The 26,010-nt window shown below is 67.9% G+C and carries 27 protein-coding genes and 1 tRNA gene; 12 read left to right on the top strand and 16 right to left on the bottom strand.

Translation table 11 applies throughout. The features are described 5' to 3' along the window. The first annotated feature begins 120 nt into the window (after nucleotides 1-120). The 5 genes from DT343_RS00345 to DT343_RS00325 all read left to right on the top strand — a co-directional run bounded on the left by DT343_RS00345 (nucleotide 121) and on the right by DT343_RS00325 (nucleotide 8,268). Entirely contained in the window at nucleotides 121-1,548 is a 1,428-nt protein-coding gene (locus DT343_RS00345; RefSeq protein ID WP_112861305.1) for an NAD(P)-dependent oxidoreductase, read from the top strand. Continuing rightward, nucleotides 1,545-6,056, top strand: coding sequence for a glutamate synthase large subunit (gltB, locus tag DT343_RS00340; RefSeq protein ID WP_112861304.1), 4,512 nt, complete (start codon nucleotides 1,545-1,547; stop codon nucleotides 6,054-6,056). Before DT343_RS00345 ends, gltB begins: the two co-directional genes overlap by 4 nt. Nucleotides 6,057-6,085: 29 nt before the next feature. Continuing rightward, nucleotides 6,086-7,399, top strand: coding sequence for an ammonium transporter (locus tag DT343_RS00335; protein ID WP_112861303.1), 1,314 nt, complete (start codon nucleotides 6,086-6,088; stop codon nucleotides 7,397-7,399). Nucleotides 7,400-7,514: 115 nt separating this feature from the next. After that, nucleotides 7,515-7,952 carry an Hsp20 family protein gene (locus DT343_RS00330; RefSeq protein ID WP_091749944.1) on the top strand — a complete coding sequence of 146 codons (438 nt, stop codon included), beginning with the start codon at nucleotides 7,515-7,517 and terminating at the stop codon, nucleotides 7,950-7,952. 64 nt (nucleotides 7,953-8,016) lie between these two features. After that, nucleotides 8,017-8,268 carry a DUF1150 family protein gene (locus DT343_RS00325; protein ID WP_017506777.1) on the top strand — a complete coding sequence of 84 codons (252 nt, stop codon included), beginning with the start codon at nucleotides 8,017-8,019 and terminating at the stop codon, nucleotides 8,266-8,268. Between the two features lie 32 nt (nucleotides 8,269-8,300). Here the strand turns inward: DT343_RS00325 and ptsN are convergent, their stop codons facing one another. The 8 genes from ptsN to DT343_RS00285 all read right to left on the bottom strand — a co-directional run bounded on the left by ptsN (nucleotide 8,301) and on the right by DT343_RS00285 (nucleotide 14,183). Beyond that, complete coding sequence (gene ptsN / locus DT343_RS00320; protein WP_112861302.1) at nucleotides 8,301-8,768, bottom strand: PTS IIA-like nitrogen regulatory protein PtsN; 468 nt, start codon at nucleotides 8,766-8,768, stop codon at nucleotides 8,301-8,303. Between the two features lie 78 nt (nucleotides 8,769-8,846). Continuing rightward, on the bottom strand, nucleotides 8,847-9,491 hold the full coding sequence (gene hpf / locus DT343_RS00315; RefSeq protein WP_112861301.1) for a ribosome hibernation-promoting factor, HPF/YfiA family: 645 nt from the start codon (nucleotides 9,489-9,491) through the stop codon (nucleotides 8,847-8,849). A gap of 74 nt (nucleotides 9,492-9,565) precedes the next feature. Next, nucleotides 9,566-11,065, bottom strand: a complete 1,500-nt coding sequence (rpoN, locus tag DT343_RS00310) for an RNA polymerase factor sigma-54 (RefSeq protein ID WP_112861300.1) — start codon at nucleotides 11,063-11,065, stop codon at nucleotides 9,566-9,568. 280 nt (nucleotides 11,066-11,345) lie between these two features. Further along, complete coding sequence (lptB, locus tag DT343_RS00305) at nucleotides 11,346-12,137, bottom strand: LPS export ABC transporter ATP-binding protein (RefSeq protein ID WP_174087076.1); 792 nt, start codon at nucleotides 12,135-12,137, stop codon at nucleotides 11,346-11,348. 29 nt (nucleotides 12,138-12,166) lie between these two features. Further along, nucleotides 12,167-12,673 (bottom strand): LptA/OstA family protein, encoded by a 507-nt coding sequence (locus tag DT343_RS00300; protein WP_112861299.1) that lies wholly within the window; start codon nucleotides 12,671-12,673, stop codon nucleotides 12,167-12,169. Further along, nucleotides 12,670-13,329, bottom strand: a complete 660-nt coding sequence (lptC, locus tag DT343_RS00295; protein ID WP_112861298.1) for an LPS export ABC transporter periplasmic protein LptC — start codon at nucleotides 13,327-13,329, stop codon at nucleotides 12,670-12,672. Before lptC ends, DT343_RS00300 begins: the two co-directional genes overlap by 4 nt. Before the next feature lie 7 nt (nucleotides 13,330-13,336). Further along, on the bottom strand, nucleotides 13,337-13,951 hold the full coding sequence (locus DT343_RS00290) for a ribonuclease D (protein ID WP_045809722.1): 615 nt from the start codon (nucleotides 13,949-13,951) through the stop codon (nucleotides 13,337-13,339). A gap of 145 nt (nucleotides 13,952-14,096) precedes the next feature. Continuing rightward, nucleotides 14,097-14,183, bottom strand: a tRNA-Leu gene (locus tag DT343_RS00285). A gap of 224 nt (nucleotides 14,184-14,407) precedes the next feature. Here DT343_RS00285 and DT343_RS00280 point away from each other — a divergent pair. The 3 genes from DT343_RS00280 (at nucleotide 14,408) to DT343_RS00270 (ending at nucleotide 17,291) form a co-directional block, all read left to right on the top strand. Continuing rightward, a complete protein-coding gene (locus tag DT343_RS00280) occupies nucleotides 14,408-15,268 on the top strand; it encodes a WecB/TagA/CpsF family glycosyltransferase (protein WP_112861297.1) in 861 nt (286 codons plus the stop codon). Nucleotides 15,269-15,367: 99 nt separating this feature from the next. Further along, on the top strand, nucleotides 15,368-16,699 hold the full coding sequence (locus DT343_RS00275; protein ID WP_181669086.1) for an FAD/NAD(P)-binding protein: 1,332 nt from the start codon (nucleotides 15,368-15,370) through the stop codon (nucleotides 16,697-16,699). A gap of 55 nt (nucleotides 16,700-16,754) precedes the next feature. Beyond that, on the top strand, nucleotides 16,755-17,291 hold the full coding sequence (locus DT343_RS00270; protein WP_112861295.1) for a polysaccharide biosynthesis/export family protein: 537 nt from the start codon (nucleotides 16,755-16,757) through the stop codon (nucleotides 17,289-17,291). A 7-nt stretch (nucleotides 17,292-17,298) separates the two neighbouring features. On the opposite strand, the gene DT343_RS00265 is transcribed toward DT343_RS00270, so the two are convergent. The 3 genes from DT343_RS00265 to flgB are packed head-to-tail and all read right to left on the bottom strand — an operon-like array spanning nucleotide 17,299 to nucleotide 18,461. Next, on the bottom strand, nucleotides 17,299-17,601 hold the full coding sequence (locus tag DT343_RS00265) for a flagellar hook-basal body complex protein FliE (RefSeq protein ID WP_045809720.1): 303 nt from the start codon (nucleotides 17,599-17,601) through the stop codon (nucleotides 17,299-17,301). Nucleotides 17,602-17,611: 10 nt separating this feature from the next. Beyond that, nucleotides 17,612-18,031, bottom strand: coding sequence for a flagellar basal body rod protein FlgC (gene flgC / locus DT343_RS00260; RefSeq protein WP_369796239.1), 420 nt, complete (start codon nucleotides 18,029-18,031; stop codon nucleotides 17,612-17,614). A 25-nt stretch (nucleotides 18,032-18,056) separates the two neighbouring features. Further along, nucleotides 18,057-18,461 carry a flagellar basal body rod protein FlgB gene (gene flgB, locus DT343_RS00255; RefSeq protein WP_017506835.1) on the bottom strand — a complete coding sequence of 135 codons (405 nt, stop codon included), beginning with the start codon at nucleotides 18,459-18,461 and terminating at the stop codon, nucleotides 18,057-18,059. Between the two features lie 146 nt (nucleotides 18,462-18,607). Here flgB and DT343_RS00250 point away from each other — a divergent pair, with 146 nt between their 5' ends. The 3 genes from DT343_RS00250 (at nucleotide 18,608) to DT343_RS00240 (ending at nucleotide 20,100) form a co-directional block, all read left to right on the top strand. Next, a complete protein-coding gene (locus DT343_RS00250) occupies nucleotides 18,608-18,898 on the top strand; it encodes a FliO/MopB family protein (RefSeq protein ID WP_112861294.1) in 291 nt (96 codons plus the stop codon). Next, nucleotides 18,895-19,707, top strand: a complete 813-nt coding sequence (gene fliP, locus DT343_RS00245) for a flagellar type III secretion system pore protein FliP (RefSeq protein ID WP_039244769.1) — start codon at nucleotides 18,895-18,897, stop codon at nucleotides 19,705-19,707. Before DT343_RS00250 ends, fliP begins: the two co-directional genes overlap by 4 nt. Nucleotides 19,708-19,821: 114 nt before the next feature. Beyond that, on the top strand, nucleotides 19,822-20,100 hold the full coding sequence (locus tag DT343_RS00240) for an HU family DNA-binding protein (protein WP_017506838.1): 279 nt from the start codon (nucleotides 19,822-19,824) through the stop codon (nucleotides 20,098-20,100). Between the two features lie 186 nt (nucleotides 20,101-20,286). Here the strand turns inward: DT343_RS00240 and DT343_RS00235 are convergent, their stop codons facing one another. Continuing rightward, nucleotides 20,287-23,136 carry a tetratricopeptide repeat protein gene (locus DT343_RS00235; protein WP_112861293.1) on the bottom strand — a complete coding sequence of 950 codons (2,850 nt, stop codon included), beginning with the start codon at nucleotides 23,134-23,136 and terminating at the stop codon, nucleotides 20,287-20,289. 123 nt (nucleotides 23,137-23,259) lie between these two features. Here DT343_RS00235 and DT343_RS00230 point away from each other — a divergent pair, with 123 nt between their 5' ends. Continuing rightward, a complete protein-coding gene (locus DT343_RS00230) occupies nucleotides 23,260-23,649 on the top strand; it encodes a DUF983 domain-containing protein (RefSeq protein WP_039246144.1) in 390 nt (129 codons plus the stop codon). A gap of 10 nt (nucleotides 23,650-23,659) precedes the next feature. Here DT343_RS00230 and DT343_RS00225 read toward each other — a convergent pair whose 3' ends face one another. The 4 genes from DT343_RS00225 to DT343_RS00210 are packed head-to-tail and all read right to left on the bottom strand — an operon-like array spanning nucleotide 23,660 to nucleotide 25,999. Further along, nucleotides 23,660-24,238: a DUF3885 domain-containing protein gene (locus tag DT343_RS00225; protein ID WP_112861292.1), complete on the bottom strand. Its 579-nt coding sequence runs from the start codon at nucleotides 24,236-24,238 to the stop codon at nucleotides 23,660-23,662. A gap of 47 nt (nucleotides 24,239-24,285) precedes the next feature. Next, the gene (locus tag DT343_RS00220) at nucleotides 24,286-24,861 is read right to left on the bottom strand and encodes a nucleotidyltransferase family protein (protein WP_112861291.1); all 576 of its coding nucleotides are present in this window, start codon (nucleotides 24,859-24,861) and stop codon (nucleotides 24,286-24,288) included. Then, nucleotides 24,858-25,658 carry a bifunctional hydroxymethylpyrimidine kinase/phosphomethylpyrimidine kinase gene (gene thiD, locus DT343_RS00215; RefSeq protein WP_112861290.1) on the bottom strand — a complete coding sequence of 267 codons (801 nt, stop codon included), beginning with the start codon at nucleotides 25,656-25,658 and terminating at the stop codon, nucleotides 24,858-24,860. Before thiD ends, DT343_RS00220 begins: the two co-directional genes overlap by 4 nt. Then, complete coding sequence (locus DT343_RS00210; RefSeq protein WP_112861289.1) at nucleotides 25,655-25,999, bottom strand: DMT family transporter; 345 nt, start codon at nucleotides 25,997-25,999, stop codon at nucleotides 25,655-25,657. Before DT343_RS00210 ends, thiD begins: the two co-directional genes overlap by 4 nt. Nucleotides 26,000-26,010: the final 11 nt, after the last annotated feature.

Here is a 26,010-nt window from a genome sequence, read left to right as displayed (position 1 = left end):
ATCAGCAACTTTTGACGACGAAACGCGTCCGATTGGATGATTTATTCTTTTTGTTCCGCTGAGAACGCCTCGCGGCAATAATATTTGCCTCTAACGCCTCGTTTGCGGCATATGCGAGATATGCATAAGACCCTGAAGCAAGGCGGGACATTCGTCGTCGAACCCCGCCGCCTGTCCAAGGCCTCGGCCGAACTGCGCGCACGCGGTTTCGGCGAGATTACGATTCCGCCCTCCACCGAGACGGCCGAGAAACAGGCTTCGCGCTGCACGGACTGCGGCGTTCCCTTCTGCCAGAACGCCTGCCCGCTTCAGAACAACATCCCCGACTGGCTGCGCCTTTCGGCCGAGAACGAGCCGCGCGAGGCCTGGCGCGTCGCGTCCCTGACCTCGACCATGCCCGAAATCTGCGGTCGGATCTGTCCGCAGGATCGGCTGTGCGAAGGGTCATGCACATTGAACCAGTCCGGCTGGGACGCCGTGACCATCGGCTCAGTCGAGGCCTGGCTGGGCGACCAGGCCTTCGCCAACGGCTGGGTCGAGCCGATCCGCCCGGCCGCCGAACGCGGCGAAACGGTCGGGATCATCGGCGCCGGCCCGGCCGGTCTGGCCGCCGCCGACCGCCTGCGCTGCGAGGGCTATCAGGTCACGGTCTATGACCGTCACGACCGCGCCGGCGGGCTGCTGATCTATGGCATCCCCGGCTTCAAGCTGGAAAAGCACGTCGTGCAGCGTCGCGTGGATCGGCTGATCGACGGCGGCGTCCGGTTCGTGCTGGGCTGCGAGGTCGGCAAGGACGTGACCCTGACCGAGCTACGCGAGCGCCACGACGTCGTCCTGCTGGCTATGGGCGTCTATCAGCCCCGCATCCTTTCGGCGCCCGGTCGCGGGCACGACTCGACTGTCGCCGCCCTGTCCTATCTGACCCATCAGAACCGCCGCGACCTGGGCGACGCCGAACAGGACGGCTGGCACGAGGCACGCGGCAAGCGGGTCGTCGTCATCGGCGGCGGCGACACGGCCATGGATTGCGTCCGCACCGCCGTCCGGCAAGGCGCGGCCAGCGTCACCTGCCTGTATCGTCGTGATCGCGAGAACATGCCGGGCTCGGCCCGCGAGGTCGTCAACGCCGAGGAAGAGGGCGTCGTCTTCGAATGGCTGGCCGCACCAAAGGCCCTGCTATCGCAAGGCGACAAGGTTACGGGCGTGCGCGCCGCACGGATGCAGCTGACCGAGGCCGCTCCGGGTCAGCGTCGCGACATCGTGCCGGTTCCCGGCGCCGACTTCGACGTGCCGGCCGACATCGTCATAGAGGCCCTGGGCTTCTCGCCCGAGCCGTTCGCGGCGCATGAGGCCAATTTGCGCCTACGCGACGACGGCACCATCAAGGTGGGTTCGGTCAGCTTCGCCACCAGCCTGCCCGGCGTCTTCGCCGCCGGCGACGCCGTGCGCGGCGCATCGCTCGTCGTCTGGGCCGTCCGCGAAGGCCAGGACGCCGCCGCCGAGATCGACCGCTACTTCAAGACCCGCACCGAGGAGGTCGCGGCATGACCTGGCTGAACAAATACGAACAAACCCGCGACCGGCTGGAAGCCGGCCACGCCTATGACCGCGCCTCCGAGCGCGACGCCTGCGGCGTGGGTCTGGTCTGTTCGATTGACGGCACGCCGCGCCGCGACGTGGTCGAATATGCGATCCGCAGCCTGAAGGCCGTGGCCCACCGGGGCGCGGTCGATCCCGACGGCCTGTCGGGCGACGGCGCGGGCATCATGGCCGAGTTGCCGCAAGGCTTCTTCGCCGAACAGGTGGCCTCCATCGGCCAGTCCCTGCGTCCTGGGCCCATCTGCGTCGGCCAGGTCTTCCTGCCGCGCACCGACCTGGGCGCCCAGGACCGCGCCCGCGCCATCGTCGAGACCGAGGCCCTGCGCGGGGGCTTCTGGATCTATGGCTGGCGCCAAACGCCCATCGACCTGTCGGTCGTCGGGACCAAGGCCGGCGCGACCCGGCCCGAGATCGAACAGATCATGCTGGCCCCGCCGCTGGACGACGCGGGCCAACCACTGGATGGCGAGGCGCTGGAGCGCGAACTGTATCTGTGCCGCCGCCGCATTGAAAAGACGGTCAAGACCGAGAACCTGGCCAGCGTCTATATCTGCACACTGTCCGCGCGCTCGATCGCCTACAAGGGCATGGTGCGGGCCGAACTGCTGGGCGACCTGTATCCCGATCTTGAGGACCCGCGCTTCGTCTCGGCCTACGCGGTCTTCCACCAGCGCTATTCGACCAACACCTTCCCGGAATGGAAGCTGGCCCAGCCCTTCCGCATGATGGCCCACAACGGCGAGATCAACACGCTGAAGGGCAACCTGAACTGGATGAAGTCGCACGAAATCCGCATGGCCGCACAGGCCTTCGGCGACCGCGACCGCGAGGTGAAGCCGGTGGTTCAGCCGGGCGGATCGGACTCCGCCGCCCTGGATAATGTCATGGAGGTGCTGGTCCACGCCGGTCGCCCCGCGCCGATGGCCAAGGCCCTGCTGATCCCCGAGGCCTGGGCCAAGGACGATGTGGTCATGCCCGCCGAACACCGGGCTTTCTACGCCTATTGCAACGCGGTGATGGAGCCGTGGGACGGCCCCGCCGCCATCTGCGCCGCCGACGGCCGCTGGATCGTGGCGGGCAAGGACCGCAACGGCCTGCGTCCCCTGCGCGCCGTCGAGACGGTCGATGGTCTGCTGATGGCAGGCTCCGAGGCCGGTCTGGTGCCGATCCCCGAGAGCCGGGTGAAGCGCCGCCTGCACATCGGCCCCGGCAAGCTGATCGCGGTCGATCTGAAGCACGGCCGCGTCTATGACGAGCATGAGGCCATCGACGCCCTGTCCGCCGCCCACCCCTATACCGAGTGGCTGGACAATATGGTCGATCTGGAGCCGATCATCGGCCCCGGACCAGAGCCGCGCTCGGCCTCGGGCGAGGCCCTGACGCGCCGCCAGATCGCCGCCGGCTACAGCCGCGAGGACCTCGACCTGCTGCTGGACGCTCTGGTCCGCGACGGCAAGGAGGCGGTCGGCTCCATGGGCGACGACGCCCCGCCCGCGGTGCTGTCGGCCCTGCCCCGCCCGCTGTCGCATTATTTCCGCCAGAACTTCAGCCAGGTCACCAATCCGCCGATCGACCCCCTGCGTGAAGCGGGGGCCATGAGCCTGAAGACCCGGTTCAAGAACCTGGGCAACATCCTGGCCGAGGAAGAGGCCCAGACCGACGTCTTCGTGCTGGACAGCCCGGTCCTGACCAACGGCATGTATGAGCGGATGATCGACACGGTCGGCGCCGGATCGACCGTGGTCATCGACTGCAGCTACGATCTGCCGACCGACGACGCCCGCCCTGGCGTGGCCTTGCGCGCCGCCCTGGACCGCATCATGGACGAGGCCGAGGCCGCCGCCCGCGACGGCGCGGCCCTGATCGTGCTGACGGACCAGGCCGGATCAGCCGAGCGTCTGGCAGCGCCTATGATCCTGGCCACCGCCGGGGTCCACGGCCGCCTGACCAAGGCGGGCCTGCGCTCCTACTGCTCCATCGTGGTCCGCACCGCCGAGACGCTGGACCCGCACGGATTCGCGGTCCTGGTCGGGGTCGGCGCCACCACCGTCAACGCCTGGCTGGCCCAGGACCTGTTCCAGGAGCGTCTGGACCGGGGCCTGTATCCCGGCCTGACGCTGCGCGACGCCTGCCTGAACTACAAGGCCGGCATGGAGGCGGGCCTGCTGAAGACCCTGGCCCGCAAGGGGATCAGCGTCATCTCCGCCTATCGCGGCGGCTGCGAGTTCGAGGTGCTGGGCCTGTCGCGCGCGTTGACCGCCGAGTTCTTCCCCGGCGCCCCGTCGCGCATCTCCGGCATCGGCCTGGCCGGTCTGGAGCAGGCGGCGATGAAGCGGCACCGCATCGCCTGGGGCGAGGCTGTCCCTTCCCCGGCCATCGGCGGCTTCTTCAAGATCCGTTCGGGCGGCGAGGCCCACGCCCACGAGGCCAGGACCATCCACCTGTTGCAGGACGCCTGCAACCGCGGCGACTATCGCCGCTTCAAGCAGTTTTCCGAGGTCGTCCGCGCCCAGGCCGACCTGTCCCTGCGAGACCTCCTGGACTTCCGCGAAGGCACGCCCATCCCGCTGGACCAGGTCGAGAGCGTGTCGGACATCCGCCGCCGCTTCCTGACCCAGGCCATGTCGCTGGGCGCGCTGGGGCCAGAGGCGCACGAGACGCTGAACATCGCCATGAACCGCATCGGCGCCCGCTCGGTCTCGGGCGAGGGCGGCGAGGATCCCGAACGCTATCACCCGCGTCCGAACGGCGACGACGCCAACTCGGCGGTGAAACAGGTGGCCTCGGGCCGGTTCGGCGTCACGGCCGAATATCTGAACCAGTGCCGCGAGATCGAGATCAAGGTCGCGCAAGGCGCCAAGCCCGGCGAGGGCGGGCAGCTGCCCGGTTTCAAGGTCACCGAGTTCATCGCCCGGATGCGCCATGCCGTGCCCGGCACGACCCTGATCAGCCCGCCCCCGCACCACGACATCTATTCGATCGAGGATCTGGCCCAGCTCATCTACGACCTGAAGGCCATCAACCCCGATGCGCGAGTGACGGTGAAACTGGTGTCCGCCTCGGGCATCGGCGCCATCGCCTCGGGCGTGGCCAAGGCCAACGCCGACGCCATCCTGATCGCTGGCCACAACGGCGGCACCGGCGCCTCGCCCCAGACCTCGATCAAGCACGCCGGCCTGCCGTGGGAGATCGGTCTCGCCGAGGCCCATCAGGTGCTGACGCTGAACAATCTGCGCGGCTCGGTCACGCTGAGGACCGACGGCGGGGTCCGCACCGGCCGCGACGTGGTCATCGCCGCCATGTTGGGCGCCGAGGAATACGGCGTCGGCACCGCCGCCCTGATCGCCATGGGCTGTCTGATGGTGCGCCAGTGCCATTCCAACACCTGTCCCGTCGGCGTCTGCTCCCAGGATGAGCGGCTGCGCGAGAAGTTCACCGGCACGCCCGACAAGGTGGTGAACCTGTTCACCTTCATCGCCGAGGAGACGCGAGAAATCCTGGCCTCCATCGGCGCGCGCACGATGGACGAGATCATCGGCCGCACCGATCTGCTGCGTCAGGTTCGTCGCGGCGGCTCGCACCTGGACGACCTGGACCTGAACCCCCTGCTGGTTCAGGTGGACGAGGGCGCGGCCGGCAAATGGGCCGACAAGACGACGCGCAAACCCATCGCCGACAGCCTGGACGCCGCCGTGCTGAAGGACGCCGTCCGCTTCCTGGATCGCGGCCAGACGCTGGAGCTGTCCTATCCGCTGAACAACACCCAGCGCACGGTCGGCGCGGCCCTGTCCTCGGCCATCGTGCGCCGCTTCGGCGCGCAAGGCCCGGCGGGCCGACTGAAGCTGCGACTGGAAGGCATCGCGGGCCAAAGCTTCGGCGCCTTTGCGGCCAAGGGTCTGGAACTGCACCTGACGGGTGAGGCCAACGACTACGTCGGCAAGGGGCTGTCGGGCGCCGAAATCTCGATCCGCACGCCGGAATGGCGCGAGGATCAGCTGATCTGCGGCAACACCACCCTGTATGGCGCGACCTCCGGCCGTCTGTTCGTCGCCGGCGCGGCGGGCGAGCGGTTTGCGGTCAGGAACTCCGGGGCCGAGGCCGTGGTCGAGGGGCTGGGCGCGCACGGCTGCGAATATATGACGGGCGGGCGCGTGGTCGTCCTGGGTTCGGTCGGCTGGAACCTGGCGGCGGGCATGAGCGGCGGCGAGCTGTTCGTGCTGGACCAGCCGGGCCATGCCGAGCGCGCCCTGAACGGCGACCTGGCGGGCGTGACCGACATTGACGCACAGGCGGCCGATCGACTGAAGGGCCTGATCGAGGCCCATCTGGCCGCGACGGCCTCGCCCCTGGCGCGGCGTCTGCTGGCGGATTGGGACAACAGCCTGAACCGCTTCGTCCGCATCGTGCCCCTGACCGACATCGTCGCCCGCACGGAACGCCTGAAGACCTCCGCCTGACACCGAACCGCCTGCCTTAGAAAGCCGCCATGACCCGATCCGCCGCCCTCGCCGTCACGTTCGTCGCCGGGGCGGCGGCCTTCGCCTCACCGGCCCTGGCGGGCCCGGCCCTGCTGGCGCATCAGGCGCCAATGGCCATCGATACGGCGGCGACGGCCTGGATCCTGACCTCGACGGCCCTGGTCCTGCTGATGACCCTGCCGGGCCTGGCCCTGTTCTACGGCGGCATGGTCAGGAAGAAGAACATCATCAGCGTGGTGGCCCAGTCGGCGGCCGCCTTCGCCGTCGTCTCGGTCCTGTGGTTCCTGGTCGGCTACAGCCTGTCGTTCGGCAAGGGACCGGACGCGGTCAACGGCTTCATCGGCGGCGTGCAGGCCGCCTTCCTGAACGGCGTCACCGCCCAGACGGCCCACAGCCTGCTGCCCGGCCTGCCCGAACTGCTGTTCGTCGCCTTCCAGATGACGTTCGCCATCATCACCCCGGCCCTGATCGCCGGCGCCTTCGCCGAGCGGATGAAGTTCTCGGCCAGCCTGCTGTTCTTTGGCCTATGGCACCTGATCGTCTATGCGCCGATCTGTCACCAGGTCTGGGGCGGGGGCTATCTTGGCGGTCTGGGCGTGCTCGACTTTGCGGGCGGCGCGGTCGTGCACGTCAACGCCGGTATCGCCGGCCTGGTCTGCGCCCTGGTGCTGGGGCCGCGTCACGGCTTCGGGCGCGACAACATGGCCCCCGCCAACCTGGTCTATAGCGCGATCGGCACCGGCCTGCTGCTGGTCGGCTGGCTCGGCTTCAATGCGGGGTCAGCAGGCGCGGCGGATGCGCTGGCCGCCACCGCCGCCTTCAACACCATCCTGGCCGCCGGAGCTGCCGCCCTGGGCTGGATGACCATCGAATGGTTCGATCGCAAGCGTCCGACCCTGCTGGGCCTGTTGTCGGGCGTCGTCGGCGGTCTGGTCGCCATCACGCCCGCCGCCGGTTTCGTCGATCCCAAGGGCGCCTTCTTCATCGGCCTGATCGGCGGTCCGGCCTGCTATGCGGGCGCGGTCTGGCTGAAGCACGCGCTGAAATACGACGACAGTCTGGACGCCTTCGGCGTGCACGGCGTCGGCGGCATCGTCGGCGCCCTGCTGACCGGCGTCTTCGCCACCACGACCGTCAACGCCTTGTCGGAGGGGGCGACCGTGTGGAAACAGGCCGTCGGCCTGGTCGGCGTCATCGCCTGGAGCGCCGTCGGCACCTTCGTCGTCCTGATGATCTGCAAGTTCACCACGGGCCTGCGCGTCACCAAGGATGAAGAGGTCGAGGGGCTGGACTATACCCAGCACGGCGAGGCCATCCACTGACCCCACAGGCGCTGCCGGTTGATCCCGCCCTCGCCAGACCCCATCTTCATCTGTGACGGACGGTCTTGCCGATTGCGGGAGACCGACCGCTCGGTCGCTGACGCAAGGACCCCAGATGACGACGACGCGCACACTCCTGTTCGACAGCCCCTTTCTGCTGGGCTTTGACCACACCCGCGCCCTGATCGACCGCGCCGCCAAGGCCGCGGCCGAAAGCTATCCGCCCTATAATGTCGAACAGATCGGCGATGCGGGCGTCCGCATCAGCCTGGCCGTCGCCGGGTTCGCGCCGGACGAACTGGCCATCACCCTGGACGGCCGCCAGCTGACCATCGCCGGCAAGCGCGACGATGCCGGCAGGGGCGAACAGGCCTTCCTGCATCGCGGCATCGCGGCGCGCGGCTTCGTTCGTAACTTCGTCCTGGCCGACGGGCTGGAAGTCGAGGGCGCACGACTGGAGCACGGCCTGCTCCACGTCGATCTGATCCGACCCGAGGCCGAGCGCCAGGTGCGACGCATTCCCATTACTTCTGGGCCCATCACGGCCGGCTGAAAACCACAGCCATTCGAACCGCCCGGCGATCCGGGCGTTGTCAAACATGAAGGAGGCGGTCCTAATGACGCCGATGACGATGACTAAGGAAGACTTTGCCGGACTGGGCGCCCCCGACCTCGTCTATGTGCGCGAGATCAAGGCCTCGGACCTGCTTGAAGAGGCGGTCGAGATCAAGGACGTGGATCTTAACCCCGGCCAGATGCTGTACGCCGTCCACAGCGCCGACGGCGAGCGTCTGGCGGTCATGATCGACCGCGACACCGCCTTCGCCGCCGCCGTGGCGCACGAGCTGGAGCCGGTTTCCGTTCACTGATCTGATGGATGGCGGCGCGCAGGCGCCGCAGTTCAGGCCGCCGTCGCGGCCGTGGCGTCCTTGACGAACAGGGCGCGGATCGCATCGGTCGTGCGCGCCTGTCTCAGTTGCTCTCGCAGCTCGGGCGAGCGCAGCGCGCGCGACACCGCCGCCAATGCGCGAAGATGCTCGGTGCCCGCCTTGGGCGGGGCAAACAGGCCGACGATCAGATCGACGGGCCGGTCGTCCACCGCGTCATAGGCCACAGGCGTATCCAGCCGCACGAACACCGCCGTCACCTTCTCGACCTCGGTGAGACGCGCGTGCGGCACCGCGACCCCAGACCCCAGCCCGGTCGATCCCAGCGTCTCGCGTTCCATCAAGGCGTCGAAGATACGGGCTTCGTCGAGGCCCAGCGCATGCGACGCCGCCTCCGCCAGCGCGTGAAGCGCCTGTCGCTTGGACGACGCGCCGCTGCGCAGCACCACGCCCTTGGGCGCGAGCAGATCACCGATGTCCATTACACAACCTCGATACGCGCAGCAGACAACGGCGCGGCCGCCCGTTTAGAGACAACCGCGCCGAAGTCAAACTGAGGCTTAGTTCACCGAACCGTTGGACTTGGCCGTCCGTTCGGGATCGATCCATCCCACATTGCCGTCCGGACGACGATAGACGACCGCCAGACCGCCGTGCGCCGCGTTACGGAACAGCACGACCGGATAGCCCGTCATATCCAGCTCGAGCACGGCCCGTCCGACCGTGATGGTGCGGATTTCGTGCTCGGTCTCGGCGATGACCATGCCCACCGGCGGCGGGCCGTCGTTCTCGCTCGCGTCGCCGAAGACGTCGTCTTCCACGCTGTCGGGATCACGCAGCACGATGCTGCGTGCGACTTCGCGGGCGGCGTTTTCGGTCTTCTCGGGCGACAGACCCTTGGGTCCGATGTGGTGATCCTTGAGCCGGCGCTTGTAGCGGCGAACCCGCTTTTCGAGCCGATCCAGCGCCTCAGTGAAGGCCGAGTGGGCGTCGCCGCCCATTCCGGTCGTCACCAAGGTCTGGCCCGACGCGAGGCGGACCCAACAGTCCACCTTGAAGTTGTGACCGTCCTTGGACACCACGACCTCGGCGTCTTCACCGCCTCGGGCGAAGTATTTTCCGACCCCGTCTTCGAGTTCCTGGGAGATGCGCGAGCCTAACGCTTCGCCGACATCCACTTGCTTGCCGCTGACTTGGACTTGCATGCCGATAGAACGCGCCCGACCCGATTTGGTGTCAATCCAGATCACCGATTTGTGGTCACGCTTGGCTGTGGATTTCAGCCCGTCTTCATCATCCGGCGGCGCTCGACCGAGGACGGAATCCTCAAGGCTTCTCGGTATTTGGCCACGGTGCGGCGGGCGATGTCGATGCCCGTTTCCTTCAGGATTTCCACGATCCGATCGTCGGACAAAACGTCGCCCTCCAGACCCTCGCCGTCGATCATGGATTTGATCTTGTGACGGACGGCTTCGGCCGAATGGGTCGATGCGCCGTCCACCGACTGAATGGCGGCGGTGAAGAAGAATTTCAGCTCGAACACGCCCCGCGGCGTGGCGATATATTTGTTCGAGGTGACGCGGCTGACCGTGGATTCGTGCATGCCGATGGCGTCGGCGACGGTCTTCAGATTGAGCGGCCTCAGAAACTCGACGCCGAAAGCCAGGAAGGCGTCCTGCTGGCGCACGATCTCGGATGAGACCTTCAGAATGGTCTTGGCCCGCTGATCCAGCGACTTGACCAGCCAGTTGGCCTGGGCGGCGCAGTCGGCGACGAAGGTCTTTTCGGTATCCGAGCGCGCGCCGGCCTGGACCAGGCCGTGATAGCGTTTGTCGACCAACAGGCGCGGCAGGGTGTCTGCGTTCAGCTCGACCCGCCAGCCGCCGGCGGGATCGGGCCGAACATGCACATCGGGCACGACCGTCTGGGCCGGCTCGCCGCCGAAGCCTGCGCCCGGACGCGGCGTCAGCGCCCGCAGTTCGGCGATCATGTCGGTCAGATCCTCGCCATCGACCTCGCAGACGCGGCGCAGGCCCGCCAGATCGCGCTTGGCCAGCAGGTCCAGATTGTCCAGCAGGGCCGCCATCGCCGGATCGAACCGATTGCGCTCGATCAGTTGCAGCTTCAGGCATTCCGGCACCGACCGCGCCATGATCCCGGTCGGCTCGAATCCGTGGCAGACGCCCAGCACCGCCTCGATCCGCTCCAGCGGCACGCCCAGCCGGTCGGCGAACTCGGTCAGTTCTCCCCGCAGATAGCCGCCCTCGTCCGTCGCATCGATCAGGGTCAGGGCTATGCCGTGGTCCGCCGGCGTCAGGCCCGCGCTCGACGCCTGGGCCTGAAGATGCTCCCACAGTGTCAACTCGTGCGCGTCGGGCCGCTCGCCCTCGCCCTCGAACATCTGGCCGCCCTTGCCGGCGCTGGACCAGTCCGACAGCCCCGGCTGGGCTTCGTCAGTCATCCGGTCGCTGGTGCGCTCGCCCGGCGCGGCGTCGCCATAGACATCGTCCGAACCCGCATCCATGCCGGACACAGCCTCATGGCCGACCCCGTCTCCGAACGACATTTCACCGTCCGCCGTCGCCTCGACGCGCTCGACCGGCTCGGGCGTCTCGCCCTCCGGCTCCTCGCGTTGCAGCAGTGGATTGCGTTCCAGCTCGGCCTCGACAAAGTCCTCCAGCTCGAGGTTCGACAGTTGCAGCAGCTTGATCGCCTGCTGCAGCTGGGGCGTGATGACCAGCCCCTGCCCCTGCCTGACCTCTAACCTTTGCCCGATCACGTTCGAAATCTTCCCGCCCGGCCGCCGAGTGGCCCGGAACTTGCTGGGACAGAATGTCGCCGAACCGGTTAACGCGAGACGAACGCGACCTCAGACCCTTTTCGTCATCCTCCGGCAAGCCGCGTCTTCGCGGCGCAGACCGGGGGACCCAGCGGCGCCGCAGGCGATGCTTCAGCCGCACGATGTTGGAAAATCCTAGTCCGCGACAGGTTCGCGCTGTCGCGCGCCGCTGGGTCCCCCGGTCTCGCTACGCTCGCCGGAGGATGACGACACCCGCAGATCAGATGTAGTTTTCGCCCAGATACACCCGGCGCACTTCGGCGTCGTGGATCGCCTCGTCGGACGTGCCTTCGAACAGCACCGCGCCGTTCGAGATGATCGACACCCGATCGGTGATGTCCAAGGTCTCGCGCACATTGTGGTCGGTGATCAGCACGCCAATGCCCTGGCTGGCCAGGTAGCGGATCACGGTGCGGATGTCGGCGATGGCCAGGGGGTCGATGCCGGCGAAGGGTTCGTCCAGCAGCATGAAGGACGGCCGTCCGGCCAGCGCCCGCGCGATCTCCACCCGCCGACGCTCGCCGCCCGACAGCGCCGTAGCCCGCGCGTGGCGCAGATGGTCGATGTGCAGTTCGTTCAGCAGCCGGTCGGTCTCGGCGCGGATCTGGTCGCGCGGATAGTTCAGCTCGACCACCGCCTTGACGTTCTGCTCGACCGTCATGCCGCGAAAGATCGAGGCTTCCTGCGCCAGATAGCCCAGGCCCATACGGCTGCGCTGATACATCGGCTGGCCGGTGATGTTCTCGCCGTCCAGCCAGATCGCGCCCGAATCCGGTGGGATCAGACCGGTGATCATGTAGAAGCAGGTGGTCTTGCCGGCGCCGTTGGGACCCAGCAGGCCCGCGACCTCGCCGCGCTGCACCGTCAGGGACACGTCGCGCACCACCTGACGCTGGCCGAACGACCGCGCCAGGTTCATCACCCGCAGGCCCTTTTCCGCAGGCGCGGGCGCCACGGCGGCCGGTTGCGGCCGCTCGTCCAGGTTCAGGGCTGACAGTTCCTTGCGCGCCAAATGCTCAGGTCCGTGACGGCCAGACGGCCTCAGTTCGAGTTGGGGTAGAAGACGCCCTGCACGCGGCTTCCGGCGGCGCCGCGCGGCGCGCCGTCCATGCGGGCGGTCTCGGTGTTGATGTTATAGACCAGGCGCGAGCCGGTCAGGACGTTCTTGCCCTGGGTCAAGATGACGTTGCCCGTCACCACGATCTCGCCATTGCCGAGATTATAGACTGCGCGGTCGCCGCGCATCGACTGGTCGGGCGTCACGAAATAGACCGTGCCGCTGGCCTCGGCGCGTTGCAGATCGCCGCCCTCGCCGCTGACCAGGGTCAGGGTGTCGGCGCGGAAACGATTGCCGCCCTGCGTCGCCTCCGCTCGGCCGCGCAGGATGATGCGGTTGGGGGCGTATTCGACCGAGTCCGCGCCATAGGCGACGGGCTGATTTGTCGCCTGGGCCCCGGCGCGAGATTGAGCATCGACCAGGGCCGGCATGCCTACGACGGCCGCCGCCGCGATGACGGCCAGCGTCTTCGAAATCTTCGTCACGATCATCCGCCTGACCCCTTGGGCGTCAGAACGCCCTTCACCTTGTTGTCGCCTGCGCCGTCGAACACGACGCGCTGTCCCTGATCGTAGATCGCATAGGACGATGCGTTGATGGTTCCAATAGGGCCGGAACCCTGAACGCCCTTTGAACCGGTGACGTTTCCGGTCGAGGTGTCGACCACCGCCTCGGGCGTGGTCAGGACAAAGCCCGTGCCGCCGTCCGAAATGCGCACGTTCGGGCCGATCGTCACCGTCTTGGCCTGCTCGTCATAGATGCCGCCGTCGGCGGTCAGTTCGGTGACCTTGCGCCCACCCAGGTTCAGCTTCAGCGCCGGGCCGATCAGTTTGAACTTGCCGGTATTGGGGTCGCGCACGGCGCCCTGGGCGCCGACGGTGAAGGCGCGGCCCTGCGCATCCTGCCCGTGGAACAGGGGCGCATCCAGGCGGACCTCCTGGCTCTGGCTGGCCTTGCGCTCAACGCCCGACATGACGGTGCGGAACACGGTCCAGGTCAGGGCGCCGCCCGCCAGCACCAGAATGACGATCGGCAGGACGCGGCGATAAAGCTTCACCCGGCGCGAGCGCGCGCGCCAACGGGCGCCGGCCAGGGCGACCCTGGCCTCGTCGGCCTCGATGCGGGACTGTTCGCCGTTTTCGGTCAAGCGCGCCTCAGCTGTGGGCGAAGATGTCGGTCTCGTCCCAGCCGGCCAGGTCGAGCGCCGACCGCGTCGGCAGGAAGTCGAAACATTCGGCGGCCAAATCGGTTCGCCCTTCGCGCGCCAGCATCATGTCCAGCTTGGCCTTGGCCGCGTGCAGATACAGGACGTCCGACGCCGCATAGTCCAGCTGCGCCTGGCTCAGCGTCTCGGCGCCCCAGTCCGAGGACTGCTGCGCCTTGGACAGGTCCACGCCCACCGTCTCGCGCACCACGTCCTTCAGCCCGTGCCGGTCGGTATAGGTGCGCGCCAGCTTGGAGGCGATCTTGGTGCAATAGACCGGCCGCGTCTCGACGCCGAGGTGCAGCAGGAACATGCCGATGTCGAACCGGCCGAAGTGGAAGATCTTGGTCACCGCCGGATCGGTCAGCACCCGCTTAAGGTTCGGACAGTCATAGGCGGGTCGGTTCAGCCGCACGACATGGGCGTTTCCGTCGCCCGACGACAACTGCACCACGCACAGCGGATCGCGGCGAAAACGCAGGCCCATGGTCTCGGAATCGATGGCGACCTCGGACCCCAGGTCCAGATCGTCGGGCAGGTCGCCCTCATGCAGGTAAACGGTCATGCTCAGGCTCTTACACGGCGAACGCGGCGCGCGAAACGGGCAAGCTCAACCACGAACGGGCCTCAAGCAGCGGTGCGGCGCGCGCGAGGCGATAGGCCAAAACAAAGAAAGCGCCGCACCGTTCGGTGCGACGCTTTCTGAAAGATGGTGCCCAGAAGAGGACTCGAACCTCCACGGCCGTTAAGCCACTGGCACCTGAAGCCAGCGCGTCTACCAATTCCGCCATCTGGGCCCCGTCGGCAGCGCCTTGCGGCGTTTCCATCGGGAAGGCGCGGACCTCTAAGGGAGGCTCCGGGCGGGGTCAACAAGGATTTTTCGCCTTTGCGAGATTTCTTGCGCACGCGGCGCGGCAAGCGCGGCCGCACATGATTTTCGATCCGCGTTCGGCGGCGACTTAATGGGCGCTAAGCCTGTTTTCTAACCCCGTCTTGAGGCCAGGTCGCCTAAAAGCGCCTCATGGCGGACCCGTCTCTCAGCCCCTCTGCGCCGGAGCGCTTCGTCCCGGAGCGTCGCGCCCGGCCGCGCGCGCCGTTCCGCCAGAACCGCCGCGCCCACGAGCGGGTCACGATCCTGGGTCAACCGATGGATCTGGTGAAGCCGGAAGAGGTGCTGCACCACATCCAGCAGGCGGTGCGACAGGGCGCAAAGACCCTGATCGCCAATCACAATCTGCACAGCCTGTATCTGATGCAGAAGCGACCTGAACTGGGCGCCTTCTACGACAAGGCCGATCTGATCGAGGTCGATTCGACGCCGCTGCTGGCCTTCTCGCGCGTCCTGGGCCTGCACAGCCGGGGCTTTCACCGCTGCACCTATCTGGACTGGCGCGACCATTTCTGGAGCGTGGCGAACCGCGAGGGCTGGCGCGTCCTGTCCGTCGGCGGCGCGCCCGGCGTCGGCGACGAGGCGGCCCGTCGGCTGAAGGCCCGCTATCCCGACGCCGACATCGCCATCCACCACGGCTTCTTCGACGCCCGCCCCGGGTCGTCCGAGAACGCCGCCGTCCTGGATCGGATCACGGCCTTTAAGCCCCATATCCTGTTCGTCGGCATGGGAATGCCGCGCCAGGAGCTGTGGATCGCCGAAAACTTCGAGCGCCTGCCCGATTGCGTCATCCTGTCGGTCGGCGCCGCCTTCGACTATGAGGCGGGGGTCCAAAGCGCGGCCCCGCGCTGGATGGGACGCGCGGGCGTCGAATGGGCCTATCGCCTGCTGCATGATCCCAAACGGCTGTTCGTCCGCTACTGCGTCGAGCCCTGGACGCTCCTCCCGCTGGCCCTGCGCGACATCCTAAAGGCCAGGGGTCGCAACCGCTGATCACGTTATTCCTACTGGTCAGATAGATATTTATCGCCATGATCCCTCTGGACCGGCGCGTGTTATCGACAGCGACGGAAACGGAAAACGGGGGTGCGCGTGCCGCAGCAGAATGGACCGCATGTCGCCATCGTCGGCGCGGGTTTCAGCGGCCTGCTGACCGCCGTCAATCTGCTGAAGGCCTCGCGCGATGTGCGCGTCACCCTGATCGAACGGCGCGGCGTCTTCGGTCCCGGCACCGCCTATGACACCGGAAATCCCGGCCATCTGCTGAACGTCCGCCTGGACAATATGAGCGCCTTTCCCGACCAGCCCAGTCACCTCGCCGACTGGCTGGCCGAACAGCCGTCGTGGCGCGCGCAGGACGGCTTCATCACCCGCGGCGTCTATGGCGACTATCTTCAGGCGCTGCTTGACGAGGCGCTGGACGACGCCCCCGACCGCCTGAACCTGATCGGCGCCGAGGCTCAGTCCATCGATCGCCAGACCGACAGCTGGCGTATCGTGACCAGCGACGGAGAGGTCGCGGCCGATCAGGTCGTGCTGGCGCTGGGCAATCTCGAGCCCGCCTCGCCCCCCGGCGTCGAGGACGCGGTGCGCGCCTCCCCTGCCTATGTCGAAAACCCCTGGCGGTTCGATCCTCAGACGGCGCGCGACGCGCGCAACGTGCTGCTGATCGGTTCGGGCCTGACGATGGTGGATGCGGCCATCACCCTGCGCCGGCCCGGACGCCGCCTGACCGCCCTGTCGCGTCACGGCCTTTTGCCCCGCGCCCACGCGACCGTTCCGCCCACGCCCTATGTCGGCGCCTTTTCGGGCAGCCCGGCCGAAATCCTGCGTCAGATCCGGACCGCGACGGCCGAGGCGGACTGGCGCGCCGTGTTCGACCGCCTGCGCCATTCCGCGCGCGACATTTGGCGCGGCTGGTCGCGGGTGGAGCGCAGCCGCTTCCTGCGCCATCTGCGCCCCCTGTGGGACGTGCATCGCCACCGCCTGTCGCCCGGCCCGGCCCGAGACATCCATTCCATGCTGGCCGGCGGCGAGCTGACGATCCTGGCCGGCAAGTTGACCGAGCTGAAGGCGACCGACGTCATCGAGGTCTCGTGGCGTCCGCGCGGAAAGAAGCGCGCCATCAAGGAGCGGTTCGATCTGGTCGTGAACTGCACCGGGCCGCTGGGCGTGATCTCAAAGAGCACCGAACCGATGATCCGCGACATCCTGGACAAGGGTTACGGTCGCCCCGATCCCCTGGGCCTTGGGCTGCAAGTCGATGACGAGGGCGGTCTGCTGGACGGCGCAGGCGCCCCCGCGCGTGGTCTTCACGCCATCGGCCCCCTGACGCGCGGCGCCTTCTGGGAGATGACGGCCGTGCCTGACCTGCGCGGCCAGGCCCGCGATCTCGCCGCCCGTATCCTGTCGGACCGCCCCTAGACCGGAACAACCGACACGTTTAGCCTTCACACCCGAAACGATCGGGGGCGATGACATGGGGGCAAGGACAGGCATCGGCCTGCTGGTGGCGATCCTGTCGCTGGGCCTGACGGCCTTTGCGCCTCAGAGCGGGTCGGACTATCGCCTCGCCTCCGCCGACAAGGTGCGCATCGACGTCTTCGGCGAGGCGGCGCTGGGCGGCGAGTTCGTCATCGACGCCAACGGCCGGATCGCCCTGCCGCTGATCGGCGAGGTTCAGGCTGCCGGCTTGACGGGCGCCCAGCTTCAGGACGCCGTCGCTCAAGCCTTGAGCCAGGGCTATCTGAACCAGCCGCGCGTCACCGCCCAGGTCCTGACCTATCGGCCGATCTACATCCTGGGCGAGGTCAATCGGCCGGGAGAATACCCCTATCTGCCGGACCTGACGGTGCTGAACGCCGTGGCGACGGCCCAAGGCTTCACCTATCGCGCCAACACGCGCCGCGTCTTCGTGCGTCGCGCCGGATCACAGGTCGAAGAAGCCCAGCCGCTAACCGCCGATGCGCGTGTTTCGCCCGGCGACACCCTGCGGATCGGCGAACGCTACTTCTGACCCGCTGTCAGATCGGCATCGCCATGATTTCCTTATAGGCGGAAATCACCTGATCGCGGACCGAGATCACCGTTTCCAGGGACGCCTCGGCCGAGCTCAGCGCCGTGACCACATCGATCAGGTTGCCCTGGCCCTGGACCGAGCGGGTCATCTGGGTTTCGGCCGCGCGCGACTGCTGGGTCATGTCGGTCATGGCGTTCTTGACCAGGTCGGCGAAGCCGCCGTCTCCGACGCCGGGCGCTTGGGCTGCTGTCGGCATGGCGCCGCCCTGAACGGCGGCATAGGCCTTGGCGGCCATCATCGGGTTCATGGCCTAGCCCTCAGCGTTTGATGATGTCGAGGGTGCGGCTGTCCATCGACCGCGCCGTCTCGATGACGTTCAGATTGGCCTCATAGGCGCGCTGCGCCTCGCGCATGTCCATCGCCTCGACCAAGGTGTCGACATTGGGCCGCATGACATAGCCTTGCGCGTTCGCGGCCGGGTGCGAAGGGTCATAGTCCATCTTGAAGTCGCCCTGGTCGGGCCGCACCTCGGCCAGGGTGACGCCGGTCGCCCCATCGACCTCGCGCGCCTGGAAGACCGGGATCTGGCGGCGATAGGGCTCGCCGCCCGGCGTGCGCGCCGTCGACTGGGCGTTGGCGATGTTCTCGGCGATCACGCGCATGCGCGACTGCTGCGCCTTCAGGGCCGAGGCCGCCACCGCCATGGCGCTGTTCGAAGGGGGGATGGGATCAGGCATGGGTCAGTCCTTCTCGGCCATCGGCTCAGGCGCCCGGCCGCTTGGCGGCCATGCGGATCATGGACATGGATTTCTGGTAGAAGCCGATGGCGGCGTCATAGGCCATGCGGCTCTCGGCCATCTTCAGCATCTGCTCTTCGACCACCACCGAGTTGCCGTCCAGCGTTGTCTCCGAATCGGGGGCCTTGGTCGGAGCGAACCGCACCGGCGAACCGGCCGGCGCGATATGGGCCGCATTGGTGCGCACCATCTGCAGCCCCCCGCCCGAGCGCATGGCGGCGGCGAAGTCGGTCGGCTGTTTCAGGTCGCGCCCGACGAAGCCCGGCGTATCGGCGTTGGCGACGTTCTCGGCGATGACCCGCTGGCGTGCGTCCAGCCAGCCCAGTCGGCCCTTGATCTGCCCCAGCAGCGGTATGTCGGCGACGCCCATGGCGGTCTCCCGTGCGACGCGAATGCGCGCGATGGGCAGAAAATGCCGCCTGGATGGTTAATAGGGGGTTATCTCAACGGCTCGTTAACCGTGGTGGTTAACATTCGTAGGCCTGAGCGCGGACTGCGCGGGGCCTTTGCAGCGTCATGAATTTCCTCGATCTCGCCCGGGCGGTCTTCGGCCTGGCCTTCACCCTCGGCCTGATCGGGATCGCGGCCTGGGCTGCGCGCCGCTATGCGCCGCAAATCCTGGCCCGGCTGAACGCGGAGCGCGGCGAGCGCCGGCTTCAGGTCGTCGAGACCCTGGTGCTGGACCCCGCCCGTCGCCTCGTCCTGGTCCGCGTCGACGACGAGGAACGGCTGATCCTGCTGGGCGAAGGCCGTGAACTGATCGAGCCGCGCCAGCCCCCTATCGGCAAAATGGGAGGCGGCCTGTGAAGCCCGCCGTCTTCGTCAAGCCGACCGGCGCCGAGCTGAAACGCGCGGCCCTGCTGTCGCTGTTCACCACCCTGGTCTGTCTGGCCTGGCCCGTCGCGGCCCTGGCTCAGCAGGCGGCGCAAAGCGGCTCGGCCCTGAACATTGATCTGGGCACCGGCGCCGGCCTGACCCAGCGCGTGGTCCAGCTGGTCGGTCTGATGACCGTCCTGTCCTTGGCGCCGTCCATCGTCATCATGACCACCAGCTTCGTGCGGATCATCGTGGTCCTGTCGCTGCTGCGCACGGCGCTGGGCCTGCAACAGTCGCCGCCGAACGCCGTCCTGGTGTCCCTGTCGCTGTTCCTGAGCGCCATCGTCATGGCCCCGACCTGGCAGGACGCCTATGATTCGGGCATCCGTCCGCTGATGGATCAGCAGATCGAACTGCCCCAGGCCTTCGATCAGGCGTCCGAACCCGTAAAAACCTTCATGCTGGCCCAGGTGGACCGTGGGGACCTCGCCCTGTTCACCCGGCTGTCGAAGATCGACCCGCCCCAGAACGTCCAGGACCTGCCCCTGCGCGTGGTCACCCCGGCCTTCATGATCAGCGAGCTGAAGAAGGCCTTCGAAATCGGATTTCTCCTTTTCGTTCCGTTTCTTGTGATCGATCTGGTGGTGGCCAGCGTGCTGATGTCCATGGGCATGATGATGCTCCCTCCGGTGGTGGTCTCCCTCCCCTTCAAGTTGATCTTTTTCGTGCTGGTGGACGGCTGGCGACTGGTCGCCGGAAGCCTGGTCGAGAGCTTCCAGCGGGCGTCCGGTACCGGATAATCCCCCGCCCCATATGGCTTTAAGCGTCATCGGCGCTTGCAAAGCATGGGGAAATCCGTGTTGATCCCCCGGTCCTCGCTCGGAATCGGGCGACTAACACTGGAAACGCTTCTTATGACCACTCAAGCCGAACTGATCGCCGCCGTCGCCAAGGACGCTGGTGTTTCGCAGGCCGACGCCGGCAAGGTGCTGACCGCGATCGTCGAAAACATCCACTCGACCCTGAAGTCGGGCGGCGACATCCGCATCTCGAACCTGGGCGTCTTCGACACCGCCGACCGCGCCGAGCGCGAAGGCCGCAACCCGGCCACCGGCGCGACCATCAAGATCGCCGCCTCCAAGGCCGTGCGCTTCCGCGTCTCCAAGCCGCTGAAGGACGCCGTCAACGGCTAAGCCGATAGATCCTCCCCCGCATCGCGGGGGAGGGGGACCGCCGTCAGGCGGTGGAGAGGGCGATGGCATCACCGGTGCTGGGTCCGCCCCCTCCACCACTTCGTGGTCCCCCTCCCCCGTAAAGCACGGGGGAGGATCATGCTTCGACGGGCGGGGGTCGCGACGCGATCTCCGCCCGTTTCAATTTCAGGCGGCGCTCTTCGCGTCGGCTTCTTTTCTGAACGCCTGTTTGGCGCTGTTGACCCAGCCGACGAAGGTGTCGGCCTGGCTGGACAGATTGGCGAAGTCGCCCGTTCCCGCCACGCCCGACAGATTGTCATCCAGCGCGACCCGCAGCGCCGCCGCCGAACGCGCGCCGGGAACCATCGACCCAAAGCGCCCGCTCAGCCGCTGCAACGCGGCTCGATCGCCCGCCAGCGAATAGCCGACGCCCGCCCGGATCAGCCAGCTTTCCTCGGCCGGCGTCAGCGGCGTGGTCGCGGTCTTGTAGCGATCGCCCAGCCGCGCCTCATAGATCGGCGCCGCCTCGCCCCACTTCTGCTGCTTCCAGAAGATGTCGGCCCGCACCTCGCGCGCCGGGTTCGACTGATCCCGGTCCAGCACCTCCAGCGCATGGTCGAACCGGCCCAGATCCATCAGGGCGCGCGCCTCCAGCGCCCGGCGCTCGCTGTTCATCGCATTGGGCAGCAGGGTGGTGCGCGAGCCCCAGATGGCCTGCAACGCCTTCTCCGGCTGACGGTCCATCAGATAGACGGTGGCCAGATTGGTCGCGACTTGGGCCTTGGCCACCCCGTCCAGGCGCTCGTCCACTTGGTGCTTCAGCAGTTCGGCGGCCTGATCCAGCAGGTCCACGTCGATCAGCCGGCGCGACAGACGCCGCACCATCTCGTCGCCGTCCGCCCCGATCGGGGTCAGTTCGCGGAAGTCATAGAACAGCGCCAGCGCCTGCACCGGCTGCAAACCGTCCGCCGCCCCGTCCAGGAACAGGGCGCGGAAGGCGTTGGCCTGATCCGCCTGCACCTCGGCTGCGCCAGGCACGCCCGCCATCCGCTTGCCCGCGCCGCGCAGGGCGTCCAGCGCCTCGCGGTAGCGCCCCTGCTGCAGATAGATGCCCGACAGTTTGCGCACGACCGCCATCTCGGTCGCATCCCCACGCCAGCGCCATTTCAGCTGTTCCAGCTGGGCCGTCGCCTGATCCGGCGTGATCGCGCCCTTGTCCAGCTCCAGGCTGATGGCGCCCAGTTTCGCCGGCGTCGCGATCCCGTCCAGCGGCGCGCGCGCCACCGCCTTATAGACCGCCAGCGCCCGGTTCTTGTCGCCGTTCAGCTCGAACATCCGCGCCTGCAGCAGACGCGCGGTCAGTTGATCGACCGCCGGCGCATCCTGACTGAACACATAGGCCAACAGCTGTTGGGCGGCGGCGAGATCATTCAATTGGATCGCGGCCATGGCGTGGGCCGCGCCGAACCGCGCGCGCCATTCCTTGGGGAAGCTGTCGATGGCCGGGGCGCCGGCGGCGAAGTTGCGACGCGCCCCCTCCCAGTCGCCCATTTCCGAGGCGATATAGCCCAGCCAGACCTTGGTCGCCGGATCGTTGGCCAGGGCCGCGCCCGCGAAATCGACCTGGGCCTCTTCCAGCCGCCCGACGCCGACGCGCGCTACGCCGCGCAGGCCGCGCACTTCGGGCTCGCCTTGCAGATTGGGCGCCTTGGCGATCAGGGCGTTCAGCACCCCGATGGCCTCATAGTTCAGGCCCGACCCAACCAGGAACCGAGCGAGCGCCATCCGCGCCTCGATCGGCGCGCGCGGATTATCCGCCGCCGCGATGGTCTCCAGCCCGGCCGCATCCTGCAGCCGGCGATAGCGGTCCGAGAACCCCGCCTCGCCCGTCGCGGCCCAGGCCTCGTCGATCAGCGCCGGATAGGCCGCCCGCTTGGGCGCATCTGCATTGTGGTCGCCCGTCTCCAGCCCGGCCGCCGGCGACGACAGCGCCAGCCCCTTGGGCCGGCTCAGCGTCACCAGATCGCCCGCCGCCTCGATTTTCAGGTCGTCAGCCGCCGTCTCGACCGCAAGGCCCTGCGCCGTCGGGATCAGGCTCAGATCGACCGTGCGCCGTCCGCCGGCGTAACCCTTGCCGGGAGCCAGGGCCGTCACCGCCGCGAACCGGTCCCCAACCAGCGGATCGGTCAGCCAGACCGCCTTGGTCGCCCCGGCCATCTGCGCCACCAACACGGGCGCGCCGTCTTCGGACCGGCCGACCTCGACCCCGCCTGCCGCACCGTCGGCGCCGCCCAGGGTCACGGTCCAGGTCCCGCCCTGCCCCTGCGCCGAGACGCCCAGCCCCTCGGGTTCGGCGATCCTCAGAGCCGTATAGCCCGGCCCGGCCGCCCACTGGGCGTTCTTGGCCGACCCCAGCGCCTTGGCGCCGCTCATATCCATGCGGGCGGCGGTGTCGAACACGACCCATACGGCATCGCCCCGGCGGAAGACGGCCGCCCCCACCGGCGCGCCCCAGTCGAAGGTCAGGACGGTCTTGCCGCCGGCCGTCTCGGCCCGCACCGGCACCACGGCCTTGGTCGTCTGCGGCGCGGCGGCGTCCCCGCCCTCCGGCGCCTTGCCGGGCGCATAGAGGTTCAGCCAAACCGCCCCGTCCGCCACGCCCGAGCGCGCATCCGCGCCCTGTTCCAGCGTCAGGATCAGGTCCGTGCCGCCCGCGCCACGGCTCGGCCGCGTCTCGACCGACTTCACCCCCGCCGGCGGATCGACCTTCAATCGCGAGACGTCGGGCGCGGCGGTGGTCCCCAGCCGAACGACGACCTTGTCGCCCTCGCGGCTGACGCGCGAGCGCACCCCGATGACGCCGCCGAACTCGACCCGCGTGAACTCGGCGTTGGCGCCGATATTGATCGACAGCGGATCGCGCGACCGGCCGACTTCCTGGGCCAGCGGCGCCATCGGCGCAAACACGACGGCGCCGGCCGTGGCGGCGGCCACGGTCGTCTTCAGGATGCGCTTTGTCGGCGAGGCCCCGGACATATCTCCCGACCCATGCCGCACAAGGCCTTTAATCGCGGTTAACCGCCGTTCACCGTGATGATGGATGGCGTTAGGACAACCGGTCCACGCGACAGCGCCGTTTTAAGCGCCCATAGTCGTCCCATGACCGATTATCCGCGCCTCAGCACCCTGAAGACCGGCCTGGCCTGTCGCTGCCCCCGCTGCGGCAAAGGTCCGCTGTTCAAGGGCTACCTGACGCTTCAGACGGAATGTCCCGCGTGCGGGCTCAGCTACGCCTTCGCCGATCCGGCGGACGGCCCGGCCTTCTTCGTCATGACGGCCGTCGGGGTGGTGGGCATGATCCTGCTGATGGTGTTCGACTTCACCGTCCACCCGCCGATCTGGGTGCACCTGGTCGTGACCCTGCCGATCCTGGTCGCCCTATGCCTGGGCTGCCTGCGCCCCTTCAAGGCCTGGCTGGTCGCCGAACAATACGTTCACAAGGCCGCCCCGCCCGAGTTCTCCTCGAACGGCAAGCACGGGCCTTTCTAGGGATGGATCCTCAAAGGCCTTCGGGATGGGCGGACAGCCAGTTCTTGTGCGCCGTTTTCAGTTGAGCCACCTGCGACGGCTGAGAAAGGAAGAGGTCGACGCCTCCGTCATAGGGCGCAAAGATGGAGCCGTCGGCTTGCGCCATCCAGAGCGTCGGTCCAGCCTCATCGTCGGCGATCTTTTTCAGGAGATCATCGAACCTGCCATTGGACCACCGCGTCGGACCTGCGTGAACGCGCCAGCGGTACAATTCGCCGTCATCCGCGTCCACGAGTTCAAAGGCGAGTTGAAGATCGAAGGCTCGGGTCGCCGCGAACGGGTCGTGCACGTCGGCTATGTCAGTCGTGCCGGGCGCGCTCACCCAATGCGTCTGGACCAGCCAACACGGGCCATGTCCCAAAACGGCTGCGGCCAGAGCGTTCTGCCGGTGCAGGAGCGTGCGCCAGTCATCATCGCTGTCGGCATAGCGTTTGGATTGCGGCAGCGAGTGAAATCGAACCCAGTTCGCCGCACCGCCTTGTCTGAGCCGATAGCCGATGGGCCAATGATCGCCGTGAAACTGCGACCAGCTGTGTTCAAATCCGCTCATCGCCACAACCTAGCCGACTGTGATTGCGCGACGCCAGCAGGATATTTTTAGGGTTCGATCACCGTCAGCTCGGGCCAGCGCGCCCGCGCGCTGTCGACGGCCTTGGCCCAGCCCTTGGCAACCGGCCGGTTCGGATTGGGCCGGATCGTCATCGCGAACACGTCGTCCAGCCCGAACGGCGCGGCGACGCTGAGGCTGTCGTCCGCCTCCAGCCGCACTCCGACCGCAAAGGTCGGCGCCACGAACCGCTCCAGCGCCTCATCCGTCGAATGCAACGGCGCATAGGGTTCGCCGAATCGGTTCTGGAACCACAGATGCACCCGCGCCTGGTTGCGGACCTCGACCTGGCTGCGGAACGGTTCGTCGAAGGCGGCGGCGACGCGTTTGATCACAACGTCCTCGGCCTCGTAGGACAGGTCCGACCCGTCGAAATAGGCCAGGTCGTAGTCCTTGACCCCATAGCCCGCCGGCCGCCCCGTCCTGGCGTTCCACACGGCCTGATAGACCGCCCCCGACACCAGCCGCCAGTCGGGCAGGTCCAGCGCCCGGACGGTCGTCAGCACATGCATCAACCCAGCGTCGGCGCGCACGATGGCGGCCAGTTCCGTCTCCAGCTCGCTCATCCCCGCACCGGCCAGCCGTGGTCCAGCGGCCCGTGTCCGCCGCCCAGGCCCGGCGCCCGGCGGATCGCCTCGCCGACATAGGCCCAGGCTTCGGCCACCGCGACCTCCAGCGGCCGCCCCATCGCCAGCCCGGCTGCACAGGCGCTGGCCAGGGTGCAGCCGGTGCCGTGGGTGTGGCGGGTGTCGACCCGTTCAGCCTCCAGCACCGTCTCGCAGTCTGCGGTCATCAGCAGGTCGATCACCGTCGGCCCCGACACGTGCCCGCCCTTCATCAGCACCGCCCGCGCCCCCATGGCCAGCAGGGCCTCGCCCGCCCGCCTCTGTCCATCCAGGTCGTGAACCGCAAAGCCCGTCAGGGCCTCCGCCTCGGGCGCATTGGGCGTCAGCAGGGCCGCGCGCGGGATCATCAGGCGCTTCACCGCCTCGACCGCCGCATCGGGCAACAGGGGATGGCCGCCCTTGGCGACCATGACCGGATCGACGACCGCCGGGGCGTCCGCCTCGTCCAGCAGGGCGGCGACCGTCTCGACCACCTCGACCGAGCCCAGCATGCCGGTCTTGAACGCATCGGTCCCGATGTCCTCCAGCACCGCGCGGCCTTGCGCCGCTATCAGATCCAGCGGCAGCGGATGGACGCCGTGGACCCCCAATGTGTTCTGCACCGTGATGGCCGTGATGGCGGTGGCGGCGAACCCGCCCATCATCGTCACGGCCTTGATGTCGGCCTGAATGCCCGCGCCGCCGCCGCTGTCGGACCCCGCCAGGATCAAGACGCGTCCTTGATGAAGCGCGCTCATGCCGCCGCTCCCGAAAACAGTTTCAACCCGACGATGCCCGCCACGATCAGCAGGATGCACACGGCCCTGACCGCCGTCGCCGGCTCGCCATAGACCAGGACGCCCACCACGGCCGCGCCCACCGCCCCGATGCCGGTCCACACCGCATAGGCCGTGCCGATCGGCAGCTTCTGCGTGGCGACCCACAACAGGATCATGCTGCCCGCCAGCGCGACCAGAACCCCCAGCGAGGTCCACGGCCGGCTGACGCCCACGTTCTTGAGGCCCGAGGCCCACAGGACCTCCAGCAGACCGGCGACGACCAGCGTCGCCCACGGATTGATCGACATCACCCAGGACATGGCGACCAGAT

This window comes from Brevundimonas vesicularis (genome assembly GCF_900445985.1).
GTDB classification, from domain to species: Bacteria; Pseudomonadota; Alphaproteobacteria; order Caulobacterales; family Caulobacteraceae; genus Brevundimonas; species Brevundimonas vesicularis_D.
Note: the sequence above shows the minus strand (reverse complement) of the source record. Positions and strands in the feature narration are given on the sequence as shown.

Coding starts and splice junctions, on each gene's coding strand:
- DT343_RS00345 (WP_112861305.1), top strand. CDS start 121: ATGCATAAGACCCTGAAGCAAGGCGGGACATTCGTCGTCGAACCCCGC.
- gltB (WP_112861304.1), top strand. CDS start 1,545: ATGACCTGGCTGAACAAATACGAACAAACCCGCGACCGGCTGGAAGCC.
- DT343_RS00335 (WP_112861303.1), top strand. CDS start 6,086: ATGACCCGATCCGCCGCCCTCGCCGTCACGTTCGTCGCCGGGGCGGCG.
- DT343_RS00330 (WP_091749944.1), top strand. CDS start 7,515: ATGACGACGACGCGCACACTCCTGTTCGACAGCCCCTTTCTGCTGGGC.
- DT343_RS00325 (WP_017506777.1), top strand. CDS start 8,017: ATGACGCCGATGACGATGACTAAGGAAGACTTTGCCGGACTGGGCGCC.
- ptsN (WP_112861302.1), bottom strand. CDS start 8,768: ATGGACATCGGTGATCTGCTCGCGCCCAAGGGCGTGGTGCTGCGCAGC.
- hpf (WP_112861301.1), bottom strand. CDS start 9,491: ATGCAAGTCCAAGTCAGCGGCAAGCAAGTGGATGTCGGCGAAGCGTTA.
- DT343_RS00300 (WP_112861299.1), bottom strand. CDS start 12,673: ATGATCGTGACGAAGATTTCGAAGACGCTGGCCGTCATCGCGGCGGCG.
- DT343_RS00290 (WP_045809722.1), bottom strand. CDS start 13,951: ATGACCGTTTACCTGCATGAGGGCGACCTGCCCGACGATCTGGACCTG.
- DT343_RS00280 (WP_112861297.1), top strand. CDS start 14,408: ATGGCGGACCCGTCTCTCAGCCCCTCTGCGCCGGAGCGCTTCGTCCCG.
- DT343_RS00270 (WP_112861295.1), top strand. CDS start 16,755: ATGGGGGCAAGGACAGGCATCGGCCTGCTGGTGGCGATCCTGTCGCTG.
- DT343_RS00265 (WP_045809720.1), bottom strand. CDS start 17,601: ATGAACCCGATGATGGCCGCCAAGGCCTATGCCGCCGTTCAGGGCGGC.
- flgC (WP_369796239.1), bottom strand. CDS start 18,031: ATGCCTGATCCCATCCCCCCTTCGAACAGCGCCATGGCGGTGGCGGCC.
- flgB (WP_017506835.1), bottom strand. CDS start 18,461: ATGGGCGTCGCCGACATACCGCTGCTGGGGCAGATCAAGGGCCGACTG.
- DT343_RS00250 (WP_112861294.1), top strand. CDS start 18,608: ATGAATTTCCTCGATCTCGCCCGGGCGGTCTTCGGCCTGGCCTTCACC.
- DT343_RS00240 (WP_017506838.1), top strand. CDS start 19,822: ATGACCACTCAAGCCGAACTGATCGCCGCCGTCGCCAAGGACGCTGGT.
- DT343_RS00235 (WP_112861293.1), bottom strand. CDS start 23,136: ATGTCCGGGGCCTCGCCGACAAAGCGCATCCTGAAGACGACCGTGGCC.
- DT343_RS00230 (WP_039246144.1), top strand. CDS start 23,260: ATGACCGATTATCCGCGCCTCAGCACCCTGAAGACCGGCCTGGCCTGT.
- DT343_RS00225 (WP_112861292.1), bottom strand. CDS start 24,238: ATGAGCGGATTTGAACACAGCTGGTCGCAGTTTCACGGCGATCATTGG.
- DT343_RS00220 (WP_112861291.1), bottom strand. CDS start 24,861: ATGAGCGAGCTGGAGACGGAACTGGCCGCCATCGTGCGCGCCGACGCT.
- thiD (WP_112861290.1), bottom strand. CDS start 25,658: ATGAGCGCGCTTCATCAAGGACGCGTCTTGATCCTGGCGGGGTCCGAC.
- DT343_RS00210 (WP_112861289.1), bottom strand. CDS start 25,999: ATGTCCTGGGTGATGTCGATCAATCCGTGGGCGACGCTGGTCGTCGCC.